Source organism: Shewanella youngdeokensis (genome assembly GCF_033180165.1).
Lineage (GTDB): Bacteria > Pseudomonadota > Gammaproteobacteria > Enterobacterales > Shewanellaceae > Shewanella > Shewanella youngdeokensis.
Genome location: NZ_CP136522.1, coordinates 84,113 through 106,123 on the forward strand (window position 1 = coordinate 84,113; position 22,011 = coordinate 106,123).

Here is a 22,011-nt window from a genome sequence, read left to right on the forward strand (position 1 = left end):
ATATCTGCTAAGTCATCTTCTTAGCAGATATCGACACCATTTAAGGAGTACCCCCTATACTAAAAGAGTGATGTGTTTAGCAACTTAAACTCTGAACTCAACTTCAAAAACCAAAGGAGACACTATGAAGAAGCAAGCTTCCGACATGGGTCGTCGTCAATTGCTAAAAGCAATGGCGATAGGCAGCGCCGCAGGCGCAGTGGCAACGGTCAGTAGTCAAACGCTAGCAGCGACCCCCAAAGTCGACACCGCAGCGAAAGGCGACGGCTATCAAGAGTCCGATCATGTTCGTAGTTATTACGCATCGTTACGCAGTAAGTAAGCGTTTCGTGGTCAATAATTAAGGAGAGTGTGATGCGATTAACCCGTAAGTCCGATCAGATAGCCACTGGCTCAAAGGCAGCCTTAGGCTTAAACCGACGCCAATTCCTCAAGTCAGCGAGTCTCGCGACAGGTGGTATTGCCGCAGCCTCAATGCTTGGCGCTGGTATGATGCGTAAAGCTGAAGCAAAAGATGTTCCTCACGACACCCCCACCGAAGTAAAACGCACTATATGTTCCCATTGTTCAGTTGGTTGTGGTATTTACGCCGAAGTACAAAATGGCGTTTGGACCGGGCAAGAGCCAGCCTTTGATCATCCGTTTAATGCGGGTGGGCATTGTGCAAAAGGGGCGGCACTGCGTGAGCATGGTCATGGTGAAAAACGTCTTAAATACCCAATGAAACTTGAAGGAGGAAAATGGAAACGCCTTTCTTGGGATCAAGCCATTGAAGAGGTGGGGCAGCAAGCCCTCGATATTCGTAAAGAGTCTGGCCCAGATTCAGTATTTTTTATGGGCAGTGCTAAGTTTTCAAATGAACAAGCTTATATGTATCGCAAATTCGCCGCGATGTGGGGCACGAATAACGTCGACCACTCAGCCCGTATTTGTCACTCTACCACTGTAGCCGGTGTTGCAAACACTTGGGGTTATGGTGCGCAAACCAACTCATTTAATGACATTCGTAACTCGAAAGCGATGATGTTTATCGGTTCGAACCCCTGTGAAGCTCACCCTGTTGCAATGCAGCATATTTTGGAAGGCAAAGAGCGCGGCGCGAAAATTATCGTAGTCGATCCTCGTTTCACCCGAACTGCAGCTAAGTCTGACGAGTTCGTGCATATTCGTCCAGGTACGGATATTCCTTTCATTTATGGTTTGCTATGGCACATTTTTGAAAACGGCTGGGAAGATCAAACGTTTATCGACCAGCGCGTTTACGGTATGGAACGTATTCGCGAAGAGGTGAAAAAATTTAACCCTGCTGAAGTCGAAAACGTGGTTGGGGTACCTAAAGAACAAATGTACCGAGTGGCTAAGTTGTTGGCTGAAACCAAGCCCGGTACCGTTGTTTGGTGTATGGGTGGAACACAGCATCACGTGGGTAATGCCAACACTCGTTCATACTGTATCTTGCAATTAGCGCTCGGTAATATGGGAGTGTCAGGTGGTGGTACCAATATTTTCCGTGGTCACGATAACGTACAGGGTGCGACAGACTTTGGGTTACTGTTCGATACATTACCTGGGTATTACGGCTTAAAGACCGGGTCTTGGAAACACTGGTGTAACGTGTGGGATTTAGATTATGAGTGGGTAAAAAACCGCTTTGATCAAGAGCCGCGATTAGGCCAAGATCCAATGACTTCAACCGGTATACCTTGTTCACGCTGGCATGATGGTGTGCTGGAAGACAAGTCAAAGATTGCGCAGAAAGACAACATACGTATGGCATTTTTCTGGGGGCAATCGGTTAATACCGAAACCCGTGGTCGTGAAGTGCGCGAAGCGCTGAATAAGATGGACACCGTAGTGGTTGTCGATCCGTTTCCGACAATGGCGGGCGTAATGCATGAACGCTCAGATGGGGTGTATTTATTACCAGCCTCAACACAGTTTGAAACTTACGGCTCGGTTTCTGCATCGAACCGTTCACTGCAATGGCGTAGCCAAGTTATTGAGCCTTTATTTGAATCCAAGCCTGATCACGTGATCATGTACAAATTGGCCAAAAAGTGGGGCATTGAAGCTGAGTTCTGTAAACACATTAAAGTGAATGGTGATGAACCGTTAATTGAAGATATGACGCGTGAATTTAACCGTGGTATGTGGACGATTGGTTACACAGGTCAAAGCCCAGAACGCTTGAAAATGCACCAAGAAAACTGGGGGACTTTCGATATCAAATCGCTCGAAGCGCCCGGCGGCCCTGCTAAAGGTGAAACTTACGGATTACCTTGGCCTTGTTGGGGCACACCAGAGAATAAACACCCCGGTACCCAAATTTTGTACCGAACCGGCCGCGAAGTTAAATACGGTGGTGGTAATTTCCGTGCGCGTTATGGTGTTGAACATGACGGCAATAACATTTTGGCTGAAGGCTCTTATTCCAAAGGCAGTGAAATTCAAGATGGTTACCCTGAATTTACCGACAAGATGTTGAAGCAGCTTGGCTGGTGGGATGATCTTACAGCAGAAGAAAAGGTACATGCCGAAGGTAAAAACTGGAAAACCGATATTTCAGGCGGGATCCAGCGAGTAGCCATTAATCATGGTTGTATCCCATATGGTAACGCTAAGGCGCGTTGCATTGTGTGGAATTTCCCTGATGATATTCCGATACACCGTGAGCCACTCTATACGCCGCGTCGCGATTTAGTGTCTAAGTATCCAACCTATGAAGACCGCATGGTTGCGCGTCTCCCAACCTTGTACAAATCTATTCAGGACAAGGATTTTGCCAAGGACTTCCCGCTTGCAGTTACCACCGGCCGTTTGGTGGAATACGAAGGTGGCGGTGAAGAAACACGTTCCAATCCATGGCTTGCAGAATTACAGCAAGAGATGTTTATCGAGATCAATCCTGCGGATGCAGCTGATCGCGGCTTACGCGATGGTGATGATGTGTTTGTTCATAGTCCAGAAGGGGCAAAAATCACAGTTAAGGCGATGGTAACGCCACGAGTTACCGCTGGTGAATGTTTTATGCCATACCATTTTGCGGGGGTATTCGAAGGCAAAAGCCTAGAGAAAAGCTACCCCGAAGGGACAGTTCCTTACGTGACAGGCGAGTCTGCCAACACCGTAATGACCTATGGCTATGACGTTGTGACGCAGATGCAAGAGACGAAGTCGAGCTTGTGTCAGATCAGTAAAGCCTAATTAACTTGATGAGGAGATAAGCCATTATGGCAGTCATGAAATTCTTGTGTGACACCAAGCGCTGCATCGAGTGTAACGGTTGCGTCACAGCATGTAAAAATGAAAACGACTCCGCTTTAGAGTGGGGAATTCAACGTCGACGAGTCGTCACCATTAACGATGGTGAGCCGGGTGAAGCGTCAATTTCAGTGGCGTGTATGCACTGTTCTGACGCACCTTGTATGGCCGTTTGTCCGGCAGATTGTTTCTACCGTACCGATGACGGCATTGTCTTGCACAACAAAGATACCTGTATTGGCTGTGGTTACTGTTTCTATGCTTGCCCTTTTGGTGCGCCACAGTTCCCACAAAAGACCGCATTTGGTAGTCGCGGGAAAATGGATAAGTGTACTTTCTGTGCCGGTGGCCCAGAAGAGACACATTCAGATGCTGAGCGGCAGAAATATGGTGCTAACCGTATTGCTGAAGGAAAGTTACCTATGTGTGCAGAGCTTTGTTCTACCAAGGCACTGCTAGCGGGTGATGCTGGTGTGGTATCAGATATTTACCGCGAACGCGTTGCTGCCAGAGGAAACCCTGGCGCAATATGGGGTTACACCCCAACCACTGGCGCGTAAGGCTGAGTTGGGTTGTGCACTTCGGTGCACAACCTTGTTAAGGAGTGAATATGTATATGAAATCACTACGCAGCCTGATCGCGTTGTTAGTTATCCCCTTTGTGTTATCGATGGGGTTGAGTGTATCTGCGATAGCGGCAGATGAGCAATCGAGTCAGCAGCAAGCAGGTAAAACCAACGATGCAGATCTTTGGCGTGCCGTTAAAGCGGGTGACTCTGGCTTTACGACCGATAATGGTACTGAAGCCAATGTGTTGATCAATGTTGCTGGTAACCAAGGTAAAGAGCTGAGGAATAATTACTTAACTCCCGTTATGGGCATCGCAGTAGTGGGTGTTTTTGTGGCGTTCTTGTTTTTCTACTTAGTGAATGGCCCATCAAAATTGAGTAAGGGCTTTTCTGGCAAGATGCTGCAACGTTGGACTAAAGCTGATTTATGGATCCATTGGGTTATGGCGTCATCGTGTATGGCGCTGATTTTTACAGGCCTTAATATCATGCTGGGTAAACACATTTTACAACCTTGGGTTGGGGAGGGCATTTGGGCCGCTTTGATTTACGGTAGTAAAACCATTCACGATTGGGTTGGGCCGATATTTATCGTGTCTTGGGCCTTATGTGTGGTCAAGTGGATGCCGATGCAGACGTTTAAGATGTATGACCTAAAATGGTTTTTAGTGGTGGGAGGTTATGTCAACTTCGGACCGTTTAAAGGCAAACATCCTGACAGCGGCTTTGCCAATGCGGGCGAGAAAATGTGGTTTTGGGCATTAGCTATATTCGGCTTGTTTATTGTCGTTTCGGGTTTAATGCTGGTCTTGCCAGGGTTAGAGCTCCCCCGTGAAGCGTCTATGGCGGCGTTATTGATCCATGGCATTAGTGCCATCATTATTATTGCATTTACGATAGTGCATATTTGGATGGCAACGGTGCTGAGTGAAGGTGGTATGGAGTGTATGATGTCGGGTTATTGTGATGAAAACTGGGCCGCTCAACACCACAACGTTTGGTACGATGAAATAAAAGAAAACAACTCAATTGTCTATAAAGACTAGCTATTGTTGTTAGAAAAAACGCCTCGATAAATATCGAGGCGTTTTTGTTTTTTGTCATAAATATTTCCACTTTTTTGGTTGCTTTACGCGGTGGCGTTAACCCGAATTTGAACTCCCTTTTCAATAAACTGCTTTTGCCTTTGTGATAGTGAATGGCATCTAAAAAAACTTCCAAATAACAATCGTTATCATTTACTTACGGTTCGGTAATGTGTTGAGTTGGTTACATTTAACCAACATTTTTATCGGCGTAAATTCAGTTGTTTCTCGCATCGAATTCTGAACGGATCTTCAAACTTGTTCTGCTTAACACTTTTTATAAAATTCGTACTTGGTCGCGGTTTTTATCCGGTTTAGATCAATCTTTTTTAAGGGCTTTTTCTTTATATTACCGGGGCAATTTGTTGGGTGTTTAAGATCGATAAATACTATCGGTATTTATCCTGTTGCTTCGTTACATAGTGTTAACACTGTTGGCGTGGCAAAAATTTTAAACACCTTGGTTTTATAACGAAGTATTCCGTTTTACTAGGAGTAAAAATGAAGAAGCAACAGCCTGATCTGAACCGCAGATCTTTGCTGAAAGCACTTACCATTGGTAGCACCGCAGGTGTTGCTATCGCCGCAACCGGCGTAAGTGTAGCTCAAGCAAATGAGAACAATGTCAGCACTAAGAGTGTAAATGGCTATCAAGAAACTGCACATGTACGCAGTTATTACAATAGCTTACGCGGCTAGTTTAGGAGAATTTAAGCGATGCAATTAACTCGCAAATCCAACGCGGCAACTACTACAGTAGAGAAAAAAACTCTAGGTATTAGTCGTCGTCAATTTATGAAACAAGCAGGTATTACATCAGGTGGTATCGCAGCTGCTTCGTTGTTAGGTACTGGCATGATGCGTCGAGCTGAAGCTAAAGACGTACCATACGATGCACCAACTGAAATCAAGCGTACTGTATGTAGTGCTTGTGCTGTAGGTTGTGGTTTATACGCTGAAGTACAAAATGGTGTGTGGACTGGTCAAGAGCCTGCTTTCGATCACCCATTCAACTCAGGCGGTCACTGTGCTAAAGGTGCTGCACTGCGTGAACATGGTCACGGTGAGAAGCGTCTTAAATACCCAATGAAATTGGTTGACGGCAAGTGGAAGAAACTTTCTTGGGCACAAGCTTTTGACGAAGTTGGTGACCAAATGCTAGATATCCGTAAGGAATCTGGTCCTGATTCTGTTTACTTCATGGGTAGTGCTAAGTTCTCGAACGAAGGCTGTTACATGTACCGTAAACTTGCGGCAATGTGGGGCACGAACAACGTCGATCACTCTGCTCGTATTTGTCACTCTACCACGGTAGCTGGTGTTGCTAACACTTGGGGCTACGGTGCGCAAACTAACTCTTTCAACGATATTCAGAATGCAAACGCAATCTTCTTCATCGGTGCTAACCCGGCTGAAGCGCATCCTGTTGCAATGCAACATATCTTGCTTGCGAAAGAGAAAAACAACGCTAAATTAATCGTTGTTGATCCACGTTTCTCTCGTACTGCTGCACACGCTGACTTACATTGCGACCTACGTCCAGGTACTGATATTCCATTCATTTACGGTATGCTTTGGCACATCTTTGAAAATGGTTGGGAAGATAAGACGTTCATCCAAGAACGTGTTTTCGAAATGGATACTATCCGCGCAGAAGCGAAGAAGTTCCCACCAAAAGAAGTGGCTCACATTACCGGTTGTAGTGAAGAGTCAGTTTACCAAGCTGCTAAGCTAATGGCCGATAACCGTCCTGGTACTGTTATTTGGTGTATGGGTGGTACTCAGCATCACGTGGGTAACGCAAACACTCGTGCTTACTGTATCCTTCAGCTTGCCCTTGGTAACATGGGTGTTAAAGGTGGCGGAACAAACATTTTCCGTGGACACGATAACGTACAAGGCGCGACGGATTTAGGTCTGTTGTTTGATACGCTACCAGGTTACTACGGTCTTAAGACTGGTTCTTGGAAGCATTGGAGCCACGTTTGGGATCTAGATTTTGATTGGGTTAAAGGTCGTTTCGATCAAACCTCATATCTTGGTCGCATTCCAATGAACACTCCTGGTATTCCTTGTTCTCGCTGGCATGACGGTGTTTTAGAAACGCCTGAAAAACTAGCGCAGAAAGATCGCGTTCGCATGGCATTCTTCTGGGGTCAATCAGTTAACACTGAAACGCGTCAGCGTGATGTTCGTGATGCACTAGATAAGATGGAAACTGTTGTTGTTGTGGATCCGTTCCCAACAATGGCTGGTGTAATGCACCGTCGCCAAAATGGTGTTTACCTTCTTCCTGCAGCAACTCAGTTTGAAACTGAAGGTTCTGTGTCTAACTCTGGCCGTAGTCAGCAGTGGCGTGAGAAGGTTATCGAGCCATTATTCGAATCTAAAACCGACCTTGAGATCATGTACCGTCTATCTCAAAAACTTGGTTTTGCTGATGAGTACACTAAGCGTATTGCTAAAGATGCAAATGACGTTCTTGTTATTGAAGACGTTACTCGCGAAATCAACCGCGGTATGTGGACAATTGGTATGTCAGGTCAAAGCCCAGAGCGTTTGAAACTGCATACTCAAAACTGGGGAACATTCAGCAACAAGACTCTTGAAGCTGAAGGCGGCCCAGCTAAAGGTGAGACTTACGGTCTACCTTGGCCATGTTGGGGTACTCCAGAGCAGAAGCATCCAGGTACTCAAATCCTTTACAACACACATAAGCACGTGCTTAAGGGTGGCGGTAACTTCCGTGCTCGCTACGGTGTTGAATACAAAGGTAAGAACCTATTGGCAGAAGGCAGCTACTCTGTTGGCTCTGAAATCCAAGACGGTTACCCAGAATTTACTGCCGACATGCTTAAACAGCTTGGTTGGTGGGATGACCTAACTGCTGTTGAAAAAGCAGAAGCTGAAGGCCGTAACTGGAAAACCGATTTATCTGGTGGTATCCAACGTGTGGCTATGAAGCACGGTTGTATTCCATACGGTAACGCTAAAGCGCGTTGTATTGTATGGCACTTCCCTGATGCATTCCCTGTTCACCGTGAGCCGCTTTACACGCCACGTCGTGATCTAGTGTCTAAGTACCCAACATACGATGACATGCAAATTCACCGTCTACCGACGCTATACAAGTCAATTCAACAAAATGATGTGACTGGTAAGTACCCACTAGGTCTTACTTCTGGTCGTCTAGTTGAGTATGAAGGTGGTGGTGAAGAGTCTCGTTCTAACCCTTGGTTGGCTGAGCTTCAACAAGAAATGTTTGTTGAAATTAACCCTGCTGACGCAGCTGATCGCGGGATCCGCGACGGTGACACAGTATGGCTAGAGGGTGCTGAAGGTGGTCGTATTAAGATCAAGGCTATGGTCACTCCACGCGTTAAGCTTGGTGTAACTTGGATGCCTTACCACTTTGCGGGTGTTATGCATGGCGAAAGTCTTGAGCCTAACTACCCAGAAGGCACTGTCCCTTACGTTATCGGTGAATCAGCTAACACTGCATTGACTTATGGTTATGACCCTGTGACACAGATGCAGGAAACCAAGGCATCGCTTTGTCAGATCGTTAAAGCGTAATTGCAGAATTAGCTAGGAGAATTGCCAGAATGGCTACAATGAAATTTTTATGTGATACCAAGCGCTGCATCGAGTGTAACGGTTGTGTCACAGCATGTAAGAACGAAAACGACTCTGCTCTTGAGTGGGGAATCCAACGTCGTCGCGTAGTGACTATCAATGATGGTGAGAAAGGCGAAGCCTCAATCTCTATCGCTTGTATGCACTGTAGTGACGCTCCTTGTATGGCTGTTTGTCCTGCAAACTGTTTCTACAAAACTGAAGACGGCATCGTACTTCACGACAAAGATACTTGTATCGGTTGTGGTTACTGTCTATACGCTTGCCCATTTGGTGCACCTCAGTTCCCTCAAAGCGGCGCCTTTGGTGCTCGCGGTAAGATGGACAAGTGTACTTTCTGTGCTGGTGGCCCAGAAGAGAACTTCTCTGATGCTGAGCGTCATAAATACGGTGCAAACCGTGTTGCTGAAGGCAAGCTTCCTATGTGTGCCGAGCTGTGTGCTACTAAATCGCTACTAGCGGGTGATGCTGAGATTGTTTCTTCAATCTTCCGTGAGCGTGTTGCATACCGTGGTTCTAAAAACGCAGCTTGGGGTTAATTGACTTAGGTTAATTACTTCCAGCAATACGACCTGTGGGCTCACTGCCATGAGCCTACGGGTAGTAACAGAGGACGTATTATGAACAAATGGTTTAAACACATAGGTATGGCTATTGCACTGTTATTCAGTGTGACGGTTTTTGCCCATGACGGTGCAACCCATGAGCATGCTGATGAAGTTAATAATGGCCAAATTTGGTCACAACTTAAAGCAGGCGCTGAAGGTCGTACTACATCGCTAAGTGAGTTTCACGTACAACCAATCAACACGTATGACTTACGTGTACTTGAGCTACGTAGTGACTGGTTAGCACCTGGCTTGATGTTTGCCTTGTTTGGCATGCTCATTATTTTTGCCTTGTTTGTTAAAGTGAACGGTATTTCTAAGCTTCACGGCGGCTTCTCTGGCAAGATGGTGTATCGCTGGTCTAAATTTGACGTGTCAATTCACTGGTTAGGCGCTATTCCGTGTCTACTATTGATTCTGACGGGTCTAACACTGTTGGCAGGACGTTTCTTCTTCCAGCCATACATTGGTGAAGGCTTGTGGTCTAATCTAGTCTATGCAGCAAAACAAGTACACGACGTCATGGCATTTCCGTTTATGCTTGGTTGGTTGCTTATGTCTGTGCTTTGGGCTAAAAATCAGCTACCAAAAATGTACGATTTAAAATGGATGTTGGTTGTTGGTGGTTACATTAACTTCGGTCCATTTAAAGGCAAGCACCCTGACTCAGGTTTTGCGAATGCTGGTGAGAAGTTGTGGTTCTGGGCCTTTGCGTTATTTGGTCTAGTGATCTCGGCTTCTGGCATGTTGCTGCTATTCCCGAACTTGTTCGAGCCTAGCCGTACATTAAGCTTGATTGCACTGGTTCTTCACTCTGTTAGTGCTATCGTTATTACTGCTTTCTCAATCGTGCATATCTTTATGGCTACGGTTATGTCTGAAGGTGGTATGGAATGTATGGTTTCTGGTTACTGTGACGAAACTTGGGCAAGCCAACACCATAACCTTTGGTTTGACGAAATCAAAGAAAATGGAACGCTTAAATACAAAGAATAATTCTTTAGTATTGACGGCTTGAACTTAAAACACCTCAGTTGATTAATCAGCTGGGGTGTTTTTGTTTATGGGCGATCTACACTCATAAATGCATATTAACTAAAGCATGACTCACTTAACAAAAAGCTCTGAATTTTGTGATTGGACACGCTAAGTTATAACCAAATCACGTTTTACTGTAGTTTAAAGTGTTAATTTTGCTCTCCGCTGGTTCATTTCGATACACCTCTTTTTTTGAACTGCCACCTCTGATAGGAATCTTTATGTCTCGAATTATTTTGCCTGATAGTGCTAAACCTTATAAAGCCAATATCACCACGCCAGCTTGGATGATTACTGGCATGGAAAAGGTGATGCAGTTCTATGTCGATCGTAATCTTAAGCTCGATACAGTGTCAGCAGATATGATGCCGAGCCCTATTGAGGGGCGAAAGTACATGCTGTATGCGCATATCCCTTTTTGCCATACTTTATGTTCATACTGTACTTTTCATCGCTTCCTCTTTAAAGAAGACAAAGCACGTAGCTATTTTGTGTCGTTGCGTAAAGAAATGGATATGGTTAAAAACTTAGGTTATGACTTTGACTCCATGTATATCGGTGGTGGTACAACTACCGTGCTTGAAGATGAACTCGCACGCACAATTGAGCATGCCAAAAAACTATTCCCCAACATTAAAGAGGTGTCTTGCGAGTCTGATCCGCAGCACGTCGACAGCCCTGGCTTTAAATTGCTTGAAGGCTTAGTTGATCGCATGTCGATTGGTGTGCAAAGCTTTAATGATGATATTTTAACCATGACCGATCGCATTGAAAAGTTTGGAAATGGTCAGCAAACTTTTGACAAGATCATGGCGGCAAAAGAGCTGTTCCCGATCATCAACATTGATTTGATTTTTGGTTTCCGTGGTCAAACTGACGAAGTGATCCAGCAAGATTTGGACATGGCATCGAAACTAGATCCACGCCAAATTACCACTTACCCGTTGATGGTCACACACCAGACTCGTAAAAGTGTTAAAAGTAAATTAGCCGCGCCAAGCGGTGACATGATGCGTCAATACCATCAAATTCTAAACACGCTAAATGGTCAATATAACCAGCTTTCTGCATGGGCTTTTGGTAAAGCTAATAATGAAGGTTTTGATGAATACGTCATCGATTATGACGAATACCTCGGGGTGGGTTCGGGTTCATTTAGCTTCCTTGATGATACTTTGTACGTAAATACCTTTTCATTGAAAAAGTACCATCAGCAAATTAACAGCGGCCGAATGGGTGTTGAGCAACAGAAAAATTATGGCCGTAAAGAAGTGATGCAGTATCGCTTTTTACTGGGCATGTTCTCTGGTCGTTTATCGCGTAAGTATTTCCGCGATACGTTTGGGGTTAACCTTGATACCGCTTTATTTAAAGAAATGGCATCAATGCGAGCTATCGGTGCAATTAAAAATGACCCTACCGATCCTGACAACCTAATTATTACTGATAACGGTAAAATGATGGGCTTGTTGATGATGAAAGAGTTTTACTCAGGTATGGACAACGTTCGTGCGCAGTTACGTAAACCACTTGCTGAATCTGATATGTAGTCGAGCTTGAGGTTACAAACTAGAGTGTAACCTACCGAGTTCAACTATCGGTTTGCCAAAAGTTAAATGCTCAAATTAAACGATAAGTGCGTTAAAGTGCTTGTCGTTTTTTTTGGGCCAAATAACTTAACCTGAGTTAAAGCCGTTAATTCATGTTTGCAATTTCGCGCTCAAGTTTCGCTATGTCCTCTTTTATCTGTTCGGTAAAGGCATCTGAATATTGCATTTGTTCAAACTCGTCAAGGCAAGCTTTATAGCGTTTTAGCCTAGCTTGTGGTGTTTCTGGGCGTTGTGGAATTTCATCCATAATCATAATTGGGCACATTTAATTATCCTATTACGTTGGGATGTGGCAATGTCGCAGAACCTCAATTAGGCTCAGCGCCGTATTTGAGTATAGTCAAAGCATGCATAATTGCTAAAAGCATGCTGTTGTGTTGTTTATTGTTTCGGGCGCTAATGAGGGCGTGCGTTTAGTGCTTATCGAGTTTTGTTTTCTAGTTTTAATGGCTCCATTTAGCGGCAGGTAACGCTTGCCATATTTGTAATATCTCAATGTTAATATGGCGGCAAGCACTGTAAATAAGTATATGGCTTGGCGCAGTAGGGTAAATCTCTTACTATCAACTTACCGCTTTTTATTATGTGTTGTTATGGCCAATATTTTACTGGTAGCAAATTTAAATTGTGATCGTATATTCACTCTAAACCAACCACTTAAAACCGGTGGCCGTTTCCATTATCAAGATGGCGGGCAGCGTTTGGGTGGTGGCGGAGCTAATACTGGGATTGGTTTGGTGTGGGCAGGGCATCAAGTCACGTTGGTGACCGAAGTGGGACGTGATGACATAGGCGATTGGTTACTCGCAGAAGCAAGCACACAAGGCATTAATTGTAGCCGGGTGCAGCGACGCCCTGGAGCGACCAATGAAATGCTATTGATGATGACCCCTGATGGTGAGCGCACCATTATGCGGCCAGAACGGCCCAAGTTTAAACTACCAGCACCACCACAGTGGGATAATATTGACGCCTTTTATATCAATTCATCATCTGAAGGTGTGGCGAAGTGGGCAGCATCTGCACTCGGGCATTGTTGGGTTGTTGCGCAGCTTGCTAAAGATGAGCGGGCTCGGCCTTGCGATATTTTATTAGCCTCATTAAGTGATATGCAGGGACGGTGTAAGCAGAGCCCATGGCAATTTGCTCAATCCATCGCGGGTGACCGAGTGCAGTATTTTATTGTGACCGACGGTGAAAGAGGTGCGACGTTATACTCTGCCAGCGAGCAACAACAGGTTGCAGCGGTGCCGACCCAAGTTGTGGATACCACTGGTGCTGGTGATGCTTATGCTGCCGGCTTAATTCATGGGCTTGTCAATAATTTAACGGTAGTGCAAGCCATGCAAGAGGCTTCAATTTGGTCTGGTTATGCTGTTGCGTGTGACAGTTCAATTCCTGGTGAAGGTTTGCAGCAATATTTAGCGGCACAGTTGTAATTGTTTTTTATATAGCCGTTGCTTTACAGGTGTTTGTCACGGACTTAATTAGCGACTATTGCTACTTTAATCATCCGTAAAGGGATAATAATATTAAAATTAAAGGACTTTATTGATGGTGGCAAAGGTGCTGGTTCAGCAAATATCTGGGTTATATCGTGGTAGTCAGCTCGCCACTTTTGACACGGTTAGCAGTGGTATAGGGCAAAAATGCCGTAGCAAAAAATTAGTCGTCAATGCGGTTACGGTTGATGGTGATAGTCAAGCAGACCCAAACCATCATGGTGGTTCAGACCGAGTGTTGCACCACTTTCCGCGTGAGCATTATGGGCAGTACCGACGCTTGGGGATGATTTCAGGCTTTAAAGATGCTCCCGCAATGGGTGAAAACATTAGTACAGTGGGGCTCGATGAGTCTCGGGTGTATATCGGCGATATCATTCAAATCGGTACGGTGTTGTTGCAGGTTACCCAACCTCGCTCGCCGTGTTTTAAGCTTAACTTACAATTTGACCATAATGAGTTTGCGTCCACGATGCAGAGCAGTGGTCGATGCGGGTGGTTTTATCGCGTGTTGCAGCCGGGCACAATTGAAGAAACAGACCATATTAAGCTAGTTGAGCGGCAATCAGATATCAGTGTGGCAGAAGCCATGCGGATTTATTTTCTAGCCCAATTCGATGCCGAGCAGTACCAGCGTTTAGCCCGTTGCACAGGGCTCGCTGCCTCTTGGGTCAACAGTTTGCAACGCAGGCTGAGTCAGAATGTCATTGAAGATTGGCAAATGCGGTTATACGGAAGGGCACAAGATTAAGTTTTAGTTTACAGATAATCGTCACTAATAATTCAAGGCGTGAGGGGATGCAAGTTGAAAAACATATGGAAATGTTAGTGCATTTAATCGCGTATTTGACCCGTTATTTGTGTGGCTAATGAAGCCAGATGAGTAGCCGTTTATTGAAGGTCGCTGTCGTAACTGCTTATATTTTAAAGTCAGCATTACCATTTATGTGTGTTTAGCAATATTTTAGTATTTATTGGGGTTGGGTTTACCTATTCGCTTTATTCGCAATTTTTGATTTTGTTTGCACGATAATAGCGGCCATCAGAGCCAGTGAAGCTAAAGCTATTCGTACCCGCTGACGATTAAGCCGAACAGTCAATTTTGTTAGGGGCTGAAATAAAAATACCTACTATTAATGTGAGTAGGTATTTTTTAGGGGTTGTTTGCGTGTATTACATATTGGGGTAGTTTGGTCCGCCACCACCCTCAGGAGTTACCCAGGTGATGTTTTGGCTTGGGTCTTTAATGTCACACGTTTTACAGTGAATACAGTTTTGACTGTTAATCACAAACTTATTCTCGCCAGCCTCTTCAACCACTTCATACACGCCAGCAGGACAGTAGCGCTGTGCAGGTTCGTTAAACTTAACTAAGTTGACATCAATTGGAATGCGGGCATCTTTCAAGCGCAGATGACAAAGCTGGTCTTCTTCGTGGAAGGTGTTCGACAAATACACTGACGATAATTTGTCAAAGCTCAGTTTACCGTCGGGTTTTGGATAATCGATTTTGCTAAAGGCACTCGATTCCGCCATTTGGGCGTAATCGGGTTTATCATCTCGAAGGGTGATTGGGAACTTGCCCCCAAACCAATTTTGGTCAACAAAGTTAAACGCGCCACCAAGGTAGGTACCAAACTTGTGCATTGCGGGGCCAAAGTTGCGCGAGCCATGCAGCTCTTTTTGCAGCCAGCTTTCATTAAAGCGATCTTCAAGGCAGTGTAGATCTTTACCCGGTTCAACCCCCGCAAGAAGTGCTTGCGCTAGCGTTTCTGCAGCTAACATACCGCTTTTCATTGCAGTATGGGTGCCTTTAATTTTGGCAAAGTTCAAGGTGCCAGCGTTACAGCCAATGACCATCCCGCCTGGAAATGTCAGTTTAGGTAATGAGTTTAAGCCACCTTTGGTAATCGCGCGTGCGCCGTAAGATATGCGTTCACCACCGGTTAGTGTCTTGGCAATAACAGGATGGGTCTTATAGCGTTGAAACTCGTCAAACGGGCTTAGATGGGGGTTAGAATAGTTAAGGTCGACAATCAAACCAACTGCAATTTGGTTGTTCTCAAGGTGATACATAAAACCACCGCCAGAAGCGCCCTTAGTTAAAGGCCAGCCACCGGTATGAACCACTTTACCCAGTTCATGTTGTTCGCTAGGAACTGTCCAGATCTCTTTAAAACCAAGACCATAGTGCTGCGGCGTTTTACCGTTATCAAGTTGAAATTTTTCAATAAGCTGTTTGCCTAAATGACCTCTACAGCCTTCACTAAACACAGTGTATTTGGCATGTAACTCCATACCTGGCTCATAGGCGTCTTTGGGTTGGCCGTTTTCTCCCACTCCCATATCGCCAATCTGAATGCCTTTTACGCTGCCATCTTCATTGTAAAGCAGCTCGCTGGCCGGAAACCCTGGAAACACCTCAACCCCAAGCTCTTCAGCGCGTTCAGCTAGCCAGCGGCATAGGTTTCCCACGCTAATAATGTAATTGCCTTCGTTATGCATGGTTTTGGGGACTAAGGCGTTTGGCATGGTGCGTGCGTTAGTCGCTGAGCTGAACATGTGAATTTCATCTTCAGTGACCGCTGTGTGAAGCGGCGCGCCAGACTCTTTCCAGTCATCAAATAGTTCGCCGAGTACTTTGGGTTCGAAAATTGCGCCAGACAGAATATGCGCTCCGACTTCAGACCCCTTTTCGACGACGCAAACTGAGATTTCTTGATCACTGCTTTTTGATATTTGCATTAAACGACAAGCAGTTGCTAATCCTGAGGGACCAGCACCCACGATCACAACATCGAATTCCATCGATTCACGTTCCATTTGTCATCTTCCTCCATTGCCCTCGTTGGATTATAGTGCGCGAAAATGTCGCAGCGTTATAAACGAGTGTTTTAATGTCTTAACTCACCTTACCTCAAAATTGAGCTACGTCACAGAGTTTAAACGTTGTTGTCGTAGGTTTTTTAAGCATTATTTTTGGTGATGGGGGTCACATAAACTCGATACTTGCTCATATTTAACGCTTTTCATTCTCGGCAGGCTATGGTTTGTCGCCTAAATACGCCTATAATCAAGTCTGACGGTTCTCCGAGCTTCTAATCCTACGTCGAGACAGATACGGGTTTTTAGCCGTGGCAATAACGCCACCGGGGTGAGACAAGAAATTTTCTCACCTCCCCTTACTTGGAAAGGTGATCATGTCCCAACTACAAGACAATTTTGGTCGACGGTTTCATTATTTGCGTATGTCAGTGACTGACGTATGTAACTTTAAGTGCACTTACTGCCTCCCAGATGGTTACCGCCCCGACGGTAAACCTAAATTTCTCGATCTCAATGAGATAGAGCATCTCGTTTCGGCCTTTGCTGAAGTCGGTACGCAAAAAATTAGGATCACCGGTGGTGAGCCATCCTTGCGTAAAGATTTCACCGATATTATTCGTATCGTTAAAGACAACGACAAAATCAACACCATCGCCACAACCACCAATGGTTATCGGTTAGCTAAGCATGCCCAAGAGTGGTATGACGCAGGGCTCAGGCGTATCAATATTTCAGTTGATAGTCTCGACCCCAAAATGTTTTATCAAATCACGGGTGAGAACAAGTTTGACGAGGTGATGCGCGGCGTAGATGCTGCACTTGAGGCCGGTTTTGAGCGAGTAAAAATCAATGCAGTACTGCTCAAAGGGCTAAACGATAAAGATTTACCTCGTTTTTTGCATTGGATAAAAAGTACGCCCATTGATTTGCGTTTTATCGAACTGATGGAAACAGGCTTAGGGCATGATTACTTTAAAGCGCATCATTTAGCGGGTGCAGACATTAAAAATCAGCTAGAGCAGGCAGGTTGGCAGTTTGATACGCCTGCAGTCGACGACGGTCCGGCACAAAACTTTAGTCACGATGATTACCAAGGCCGAATTGGTTTAATCATGCCGTACGCCAAAAACTTCTGTGCTAGTTGTAATCGTTTGCGTGTTTCGGCCAAAGGTAAGTTACACCTGTGTTTATTTACTGAAAATGGTGTAGATTTACGGGATCTACTGCAAACCCCTGATCAGCAAGCTGAGCTAATTGGGCGCTTGCACGGCCAGCTAGCGCAGAAAAAACAAACCCACTTCTTACATGATGGCATTACGGGTGTAACGCAGCACCTTGCCTCTATTGGTGGTTAGTCGTTGAGTTGATGCCAATACTAGGTCTCAACTGCACTATTTTTATTTTATTACTTAAATATCGTTATTTTTAAAGAGACCGTTATGGGCCATTGCACTCAGAGCCATTTTTTGCCACTAAATATTGCTGTTTTAACCTTATCTGACACACGCACCGTCGACAATGACACCTCAGGCCAGTATTTAGCTGATGCCTTAATTGAAGCCGGGCACCATCTTGCAGATCGCCAAATCATTAAAGACGATAAATACCAAATTCGCTCTGTGCTCTCGCAATGGATCGCTTCTAATCATGTGCAAGTGATCATTACCACTGGCGGTACCGGATTTACTGAGAGAGACAATACACCTGATGCGGTTAAACCTTTATTTGACCGTGACATAGAAGGTTTTGGCGAACTATTTAGGCACATTACCTATACCGAGCTTGGCACCTCAACCGTGCAGTCTCGGGCGCTGGGTGGCATTGCTAACAAAACCGCTATATTTTGCCTTCCAGGTTCAACAGGGGCATGCAAAACAGGTTGGAATAAAGTGCTCAAAGAGCAGCTCGACGCCACGCATCGACCGTGCAATTTTGTGATGCACGTTAAGAAAGTAACAGATTAACGAATCGATAGCCTCTGCTGTTAACCGTTGTTATTGTAAGGTGAGCAGGCAGTCTATACGGTATTTTGATAAACATAATGATTTGGAAGGTTTAACTCGAATGACAAATGCTTTTACCCACATAAATGCAGATGGTAATGCGCACATGGTTGATGTAACCGATAAGTCCGTAACCGAACGCGAAGCAAGAGCAGAAGCTTATATCGAGATGGACAGCGCAACGCTCGACATGATTATGAACGGTAGTCACCACAAAGGTGATGTTTTTGCCACTGCACGTATTGCAGGTATTCAAGCCGCAAAGAAAACCTCAGATTTGATCCCGCTATGTCACCCTTTAATGCTCACAAAAGTGGAGGTTGAGCTTGAAGCACAGCCAGAGCATAACCGTGTTTGGATCCGCAGTTTATGTAAACTGTCAGGTAAAACCGGTGTTGAGATGGAAGCGCTAACTGCAGCTTCTACAGCGGCATTGACGATTTACGATATGTGTAAAGCGGTTCAAAAAGATATGGTCATTTCTCAGGTTAGACTCATTGAGAAGCGTGGCGGAAAATCAGGTCATTTTAAGGTAGAGAAATAATGATAAACGTATTATTTTTTGCACAAGTAAGAGAATTACTCGGCACAGCAAGTATCAAAGTTGAAGCTGGCGAGCACACCCAAACGGCAGAAGGCTTGCGCGCAACATTGGCTGCCACTGACGACAAATGGGCTAAGGTAATGGCATCTGACAAGCTATTAGTTGCTGTTAATCAGACGATAAGCCAATGGGATACCGCCATTGTCGATGGCGACGAAGTTGCCTTTTTTCCGCCAGTAACCGGAGGCTAGGATGATCCGCGTTCAAACAGCAGATTTTAGCGTTCCTGATGAATACCAGCTTATTAGTCAAAATAATGCCGACGGTGCCGTAGTGACTTTTGTGGGTAAAGTGCGAGATTTCAATGATGGCAGTGCTGTTACCGATCTCACCCTTGAGCATTACCCTGGAATGACCGAAGCAGTATTAAATCAAATTGAAGCCGAGGCGCGTGAGCGTTGGCCGCTAACCCATGTCACCATTATCCACCGTGTTGGCTTAATGACCTTAGGTGAGCAAATCGTGTTTATTGGCGTGACCAGTATGCATCGCAAAGCCGCTTTTGCAGCTTGCGAGTTCTTAATCGACTTTCTAAAAACCAAAGCACCATTTTGGAAGTTAGAGGCCGGAGAGCAGGGTGCTAGTTGGGTTGAAGCGCGTGATTCAGACGAGCAAGCTGCCGATGTATGGAATAACAAATAAACATTACTGTTAGGGAGCTGCTTGATGAAGCTTAGAATGGCTTTGCTGTCGGTATTAATGCCGCTATTACTAATCAGTAAAGGGGTGTTTGCAGCCGACGATGTACCAGCGATTGCTGCAGCGTCGAGTATTAAATTTGCACTCGACGAAGTGGCTCAGCAGTTTAAAGCTGACACGGGGCGCAAAGTTCGCATCACCTATGGGTCTTCAGGTAACTTTGTTGCACAAATAAAGCATGGTGCGCCATTTGAGTTATTTCTCTCTGCAGATGAACGCTACACCCAGCAGCTAAGTCAGGCGGGCAAAGCCCAGGGGAACGGTGTTATTTACGCGGTCGGCAAGCTGGCGCTAGCGGCACCAAAAAACTCGCCCTTAGTGTTAGATGGTGATCTTAACGGGCTTAAACAGCTAATTAAAAACCAACAGCTTAAACGTTTTGCCATTGCTAACCCTGATCACGCCCCCTATGGTGAACGCGCGAAAGAGGTCCTGCAAAATCTTGGTTTATGGGACACGATTCAAACGCAGCTGATTTTTGGTGAAAATGTCTCGCAAGCTGCGCAATTTACTTTGAGCGGTTCTACTCAAGGTGGCTTGGTTGCTCTGTCGCTGGCATCTGCAGCGCGTTTTAAGGCGCGAGCCCATTATGTGGTGATGCCGCAATCGTTATATAGTCCGCTTAATCAGCGCATGGTGTTGACCTTAAAAGCAGGTCAAACTGCCAGCGAATTCTACCGTTATATTCAAACCGATAAAGCACAGCAAACCTTTGCTGAATATGGCTTTGGCAAAGTGGTTAACTAATGGATTGGGAAGCACTGTGGTTATCGATTAAATTAAGCACCGTTACCGTTGTTATATTAATTCCAATGGCTATTTTTGCTGGGCGATTTTTAGCTTATCGGCAATTTAGGGGCAAGTCTTGGCTAGAGGCTCTGGTTATGGTGCCGTTGGTGTTACCGCCAACCGTGATCGGTTATTACCTGTTGGTGGGCTTAGGTAGTGAGTCTTGGCTGGGTCAGATGTTAGAACAGTTACTCGGTCAGCAGCTGGTGTTTCACTTCTCCGGCTTGGTTATCGCCTCCATTTTGATCAACATCCCGTTTGCGGTTCAACCGATCCAGCGTGCCTTTGAAGCAGTGCCTGAAGATGTTAGAGACGCCGCGGCCTGTTGCGGCATGACCGGACCCAAAGCTTTCTTTAAAATAGAACTGCCCATGGTGTGGCCGGGTGTGCTTACAGCCATGGTATTGTGCTTCTCGCATGTACTTGGTGAGTTTGGTGTTGTACTGATGATGGGCGGTAATATTGCCGGTGAAACCAAAACCATTGCGATATCGATATACGACAGCGTGCAAGCGTTCGACTTTGCGAGTGCGGGTAATATGTCATTGGTATTGCTGTTATTTGCGGTGACTGTATTGGCACTAACTACCAGTTTGTCTCGGCGAATCGGGGGTCAGCATGTCGCAAATCGTCGCTGATCTTTTCTGTCGTATTAAGCAGTCTAAGCATATCAATCTCGATGCTGAATTTACCTGTAAAAAAGGTGAGGTGTTAGCGGTTGTCGGGCCATCTGGCGGGGGAAAGTCTACTTTACTGCGCATGATTGCAGGCTTAAACCAGCCGCAAGCTGGCGAGATTAGCTATGGGGGAGTTCATTGGTTTAGTGATGAAAAGTCGATTCAACTTACGCCACAGCAGCGACACTTAGGTTATGTACCGCAGCACTTTGGTTTATTTCCTAATTTAACCGCATTAGAAAACGTCATGGCGGCACTAGATCATATTCCAAAGTCTGCCCGTGAAGCACGAGCAAAAGATTGGCTTGAGCGGGTAAACTTACACGGCTTGCCTGACAGACTGCCTGCGCATCTTTCCGGTGGTCAACGACAACGCGTAGCATTGGCGCGCGCGTTGGCTCGAGAACCGTCAGTCTTACTGCTTGATGAGCCTTTCTCTGCTGTAGACCGAGAAACCCGTGAGCGTTTGTATCTTGAGCTTGCCCGCTTGAAAGAGCAGTTATCTATCCCTGTTGTTATGGTGACACACGACTTGAACGAAGCCTTGTTACTGGCTGACAGCATGATTTTGATCAGCCAAGGTAAGCTGTTGCAGCAAGGCCCCCCAAGAGAAGTGCTTACACGTCCGCGTACAGAGGCAGTTGCCAAGCAGATGGGGCTGCGAAATATTTTTGATGCTGAAGTTATAGCGCAAGAAGATGAGCGCAAAATTACTTGGCTCAAATTTGGTGAGCACCATATTGCCAGTACGTACTTTGAAAGCTTAGAAGTTGGAACCCAAGTGCGTTGGGTGATCCCCAACCAAGGCGTGCGATTTAACTCGATTAAACAAGGGCGTTTGTGCCGCAGTTTTAATAAGCTCGATATTACTGTCGACTCGATGTTGGTTATGGGCGAGACCGTACGTGTATCAGCAAGTGTAATAGGCGTTGAGCATAAAATTAACGCTGAGGTGTCTATACATCTAGCGCAAGAGTTAGAGCTTGTGGTTGGGTGTAAAACCACAGTCGCGCTTAAATCAGAATTGATCCATATTTTAGATGCACCAAATTTGGCTTGAAAGTGTCTACTGTCGCAGTCATAGCCGCTGCATGATCAAAGTTT

21 protein-coding genes and 1 riboswitch are annotated in these 22,011 nt (G+C 45.4%); of the genes, 19 read left to right on the forward strand and 2 right to left on the reverse strand.

Annotation, left to right across the window (positions count from 1 at the left end; genetic code table 11):
• Window positions 1–124 precede the first annotated feature (124 nt).
• From RGE70_RS00370 to RGE70_RS00410, 9 genes are all read left to right on the forward strand, one after another.
• Window positions 125–322 (forward strand): twin-arginine translocation signal domain-containing protein, encoded by a 198-nt coding sequence (locus RGE70_RS00370; protein WP_310469578.1) that lies wholly within the window; start codon window positions 125–127, stop codon window positions 320–322.
• Between the two features lie 32 nt (window positions 323–354).
• Entirely contained in the window at window positions 355–3,204 is a 2,850-nt protein-coding gene (locus tag RGE70_RS00375) for a formate dehydrogenase subunit alpha (protein WP_310469579.1), read from the forward strand.
• A 26-nt stretch (window positions 3,205–3,230) separates the two neighbouring features.
• The gene (gene fdh3B / locus RGE70_RS00380; RefSeq protein ID WP_310469580.1) at window positions 3,231–3,821 is read left to right on the forward strand and encodes a formate dehydrogenase FDH3 subunit beta; all 591 of its coding nucleotides are present in this window, start codon (window positions 3,231–3,233) and stop codon (window positions 3,819–3,821) included.
• A 50-nt stretch (window positions 3,822–3,871) separates the two neighbouring features.
• Entirely contained in the window at window positions 3,872–4,876 is a 1,005-nt protein-coding gene (locus RGE70_RS00385) for a formate dehydrogenase subunit gamma (RefSeq protein WP_310469581.1), read from the forward strand.
• Between the two features lie 540 nt (window positions 4,877–5,416).
• A complete protein-coding gene (locus tag RGE70_RS00390) occupies window positions 5,417–5,614 on the forward strand; it encodes a twin-arginine translocation signal domain-containing protein (protein WP_310469582.1) in 198 nt (65 codons plus the stop codon).
• Window positions 5,615–5,632: 18 nt separating this feature from the next.
• On the forward strand, window positions 5,633–8,491 hold the full coding sequence (locus RGE70_RS00395; RefSeq protein ID WP_310469583.1) for a formate dehydrogenase subunit alpha: 2,859 nt from the start codon (window positions 5,633–5,635) through the stop codon (window positions 8,489–8,491).
• A 29-nt stretch (window positions 8,492–8,520) separates the two neighbouring features.
• Window positions 8,521–9,090, forward strand: a complete 570-nt coding sequence (gene fdh3B / locus RGE70_RS00400; protein ID WP_310469584.1) for a formate dehydrogenase FDH3 subunit beta — start codon at window positions 8,521–8,523, stop codon at window positions 9,088–9,090.
• An 81-nt stretch (window positions 9,091–9,171) separates the two neighbouring features.
• Window positions 9,172–10,155 carry a formate dehydrogenase subunit gamma gene (locus tag RGE70_RS00405; RefSeq protein ID WP_310469585.1) on the forward strand — a complete coding sequence of 328 codons (984 nt, stop codon included), beginning with the start codon at window positions 9,172–9,174 and terminating at the stop codon, window positions 10,153–10,155.
• A gap of 263 nt (window positions 10,156–10,418) precedes the next feature.
• Window positions 10,419–11,747 (forward strand): coproporphyrinogen III oxidase family protein, encoded by a 1,329-nt coding sequence (locus tag RGE70_RS00410; protein WP_310469586.1) that lies wholly within the window; start codon window positions 10,419–10,421, stop codon window positions 11,745–11,747.
• Between the two features lie 145 nt (window positions 11,748–11,892).
• On the opposite strand, the gene RGE70_RS00415 is transcribed toward RGE70_RS00410, so the two are convergent.
• A complete protein-coding gene (locus RGE70_RS00415; protein WP_310469587.1) occupies window positions 11,893–12,072 on the reverse strand; it encodes a hypothetical protein in 180 nt (59 codons plus the stop codon).
• A gap of 328 nt (window positions 12,073–12,400) precedes the next feature.
• Between RGE70_RS00415 and RGE70_RS00420 the strand changes: the two genes are divergently transcribed.
• Window positions 12,401–13,246 carry a PfkB family carbohydrate kinase gene (locus tag RGE70_RS00420; protein WP_310469588.1) on the forward strand — a complete coding sequence of 282 codons (846 nt, stop codon included), beginning with the start codon at window positions 12,401–12,403 and terminating at the stop codon, window positions 13,244–13,246.
• Between the two features lie 115 nt (window positions 13,247–13,361).
• A complete protein-coding gene (locus RGE70_RS00425; RefSeq protein WP_310469589.1) occupies window positions 13,362–14,060 on the forward strand; it encodes an MOSC domain-containing protein in 699 nt (232 codons plus the stop codon).
• Between the two features lie 422 nt (window positions 14,061–14,482).
• On the opposite strand, the gene RGE70_RS00430 is transcribed toward RGE70_RS00425, so the two are convergent.
• Entirely contained in the window at window positions 14,483–16,132 is a 1,650-nt protein-coding gene (locus RGE70_RS00430) for an electron transfer flavoprotein-ubiquinone oxidoreductase (protein WP_310469590.1), read from the reverse strand.
• Window positions 16,133–16,385: 253 nt separating this feature from the next.
• Window positions 16,386–16,522: riboswitch (molybdenum cofactor riboswitch) on the forward strand.
• On the opposite strand from RGE70_RS00430, the gene moaA reads away from it, so the two are divergent.
• From moaA to RGE70_RS00470, 8 genes are all read left to right on the forward strand, one after another.
• Window positions 16,510–17,490, forward strand: coding sequence for a GTP 3',8-cyclase MoaA (gene moaA, locus RGE70_RS00435; protein WP_310469591.1), 981 nt, complete (start codon window positions 16,510–16,512; stop codon window positions 17,488–17,490). It overlaps the preceding riboswitch by 13 nt.
• Before the next feature lie 84 nt (window positions 17,491–17,574).
• Window positions 17,575–18,099 carry a molybdenum cofactor biosynthesis protein B gene (gene moaB, locus RGE70_RS00440; protein WP_310469592.1) on the forward strand — a complete coding sequence of 175 codons (525 nt, stop codon included), beginning with the start codon at window positions 17,575–17,577 and terminating at the stop codon, window positions 18,097–18,099.
• Window positions 18,100–18,199: 100 nt separating this feature from the next.
• The gene (moaC, locus tag RGE70_RS00445; RefSeq protein WP_310469593.1) at window positions 18,200–18,682 is read left to right on the forward strand and encodes a cyclic pyranopterin monophosphate synthase MoaC; all 483 of its coding nucleotides are present in this window, start codon (window positions 18,200–18,202) and stop codon (window positions 18,680–18,682) included.
• Entirely contained in the window at window positions 18,682–18,933 is a 252-nt protein-coding gene (moaD, locus tag RGE70_RS00450) for a molybdopterin synthase sulfur carrier subunit (protein WP_310469594.1), read from the forward strand. The genes moaC and moaD overlap by 1 nt, the downstream gene beginning before the upstream one ends.
• 1 nt (window position 18,934) lies before the next feature.
• Complete coding sequence (gene moaE / locus RGE70_RS00455) at window positions 18,935–19,384, forward strand: molybdopterin synthase catalytic subunit MoaE (RefSeq protein ID WP_310469595.1); 450 nt, start codon at window positions 18,935–18,937, stop codon at window positions 19,382–19,384.
• A 24-nt stretch (window positions 19,385–19,408) separates the two neighbouring features.
• A complete protein-coding gene (gene modA / locus RGE70_RS00460; RefSeq protein ID WP_375087878.1) occupies window positions 19,409–20,188 on the forward strand; it encodes a molybdate ABC transporter substrate-binding protein in 780 nt (259 codons plus the stop codon).
• Window positions 20,188–20,868: a molybdate ABC transporter permease subunit gene (gene modB, locus RGE70_RS00465; RefSeq protein ID WP_310469596.1), complete on the forward strand. Its 681-nt coding sequence runs from the start codon at window positions 20,188–20,190 to the stop codon at window positions 20,866–20,868. The genes modA and modB overlap by 1 nt, the downstream gene beginning before the upstream one ends.
• On the forward strand, window positions 20,849–21,967 hold the full coding sequence (locus tag RGE70_RS00470; protein WP_310469597.1) for an ABC transporter ATP-binding protein: 1,119 nt from the start codon (window positions 20,849–20,851) through the stop codon (window positions 21,965–21,967). The genes modB and RGE70_RS00470 overlap by 20 nt, the downstream gene beginning before the upstream one ends.
• Window positions 21,968–22,011 lie beyond the last annotated feature (44 nt).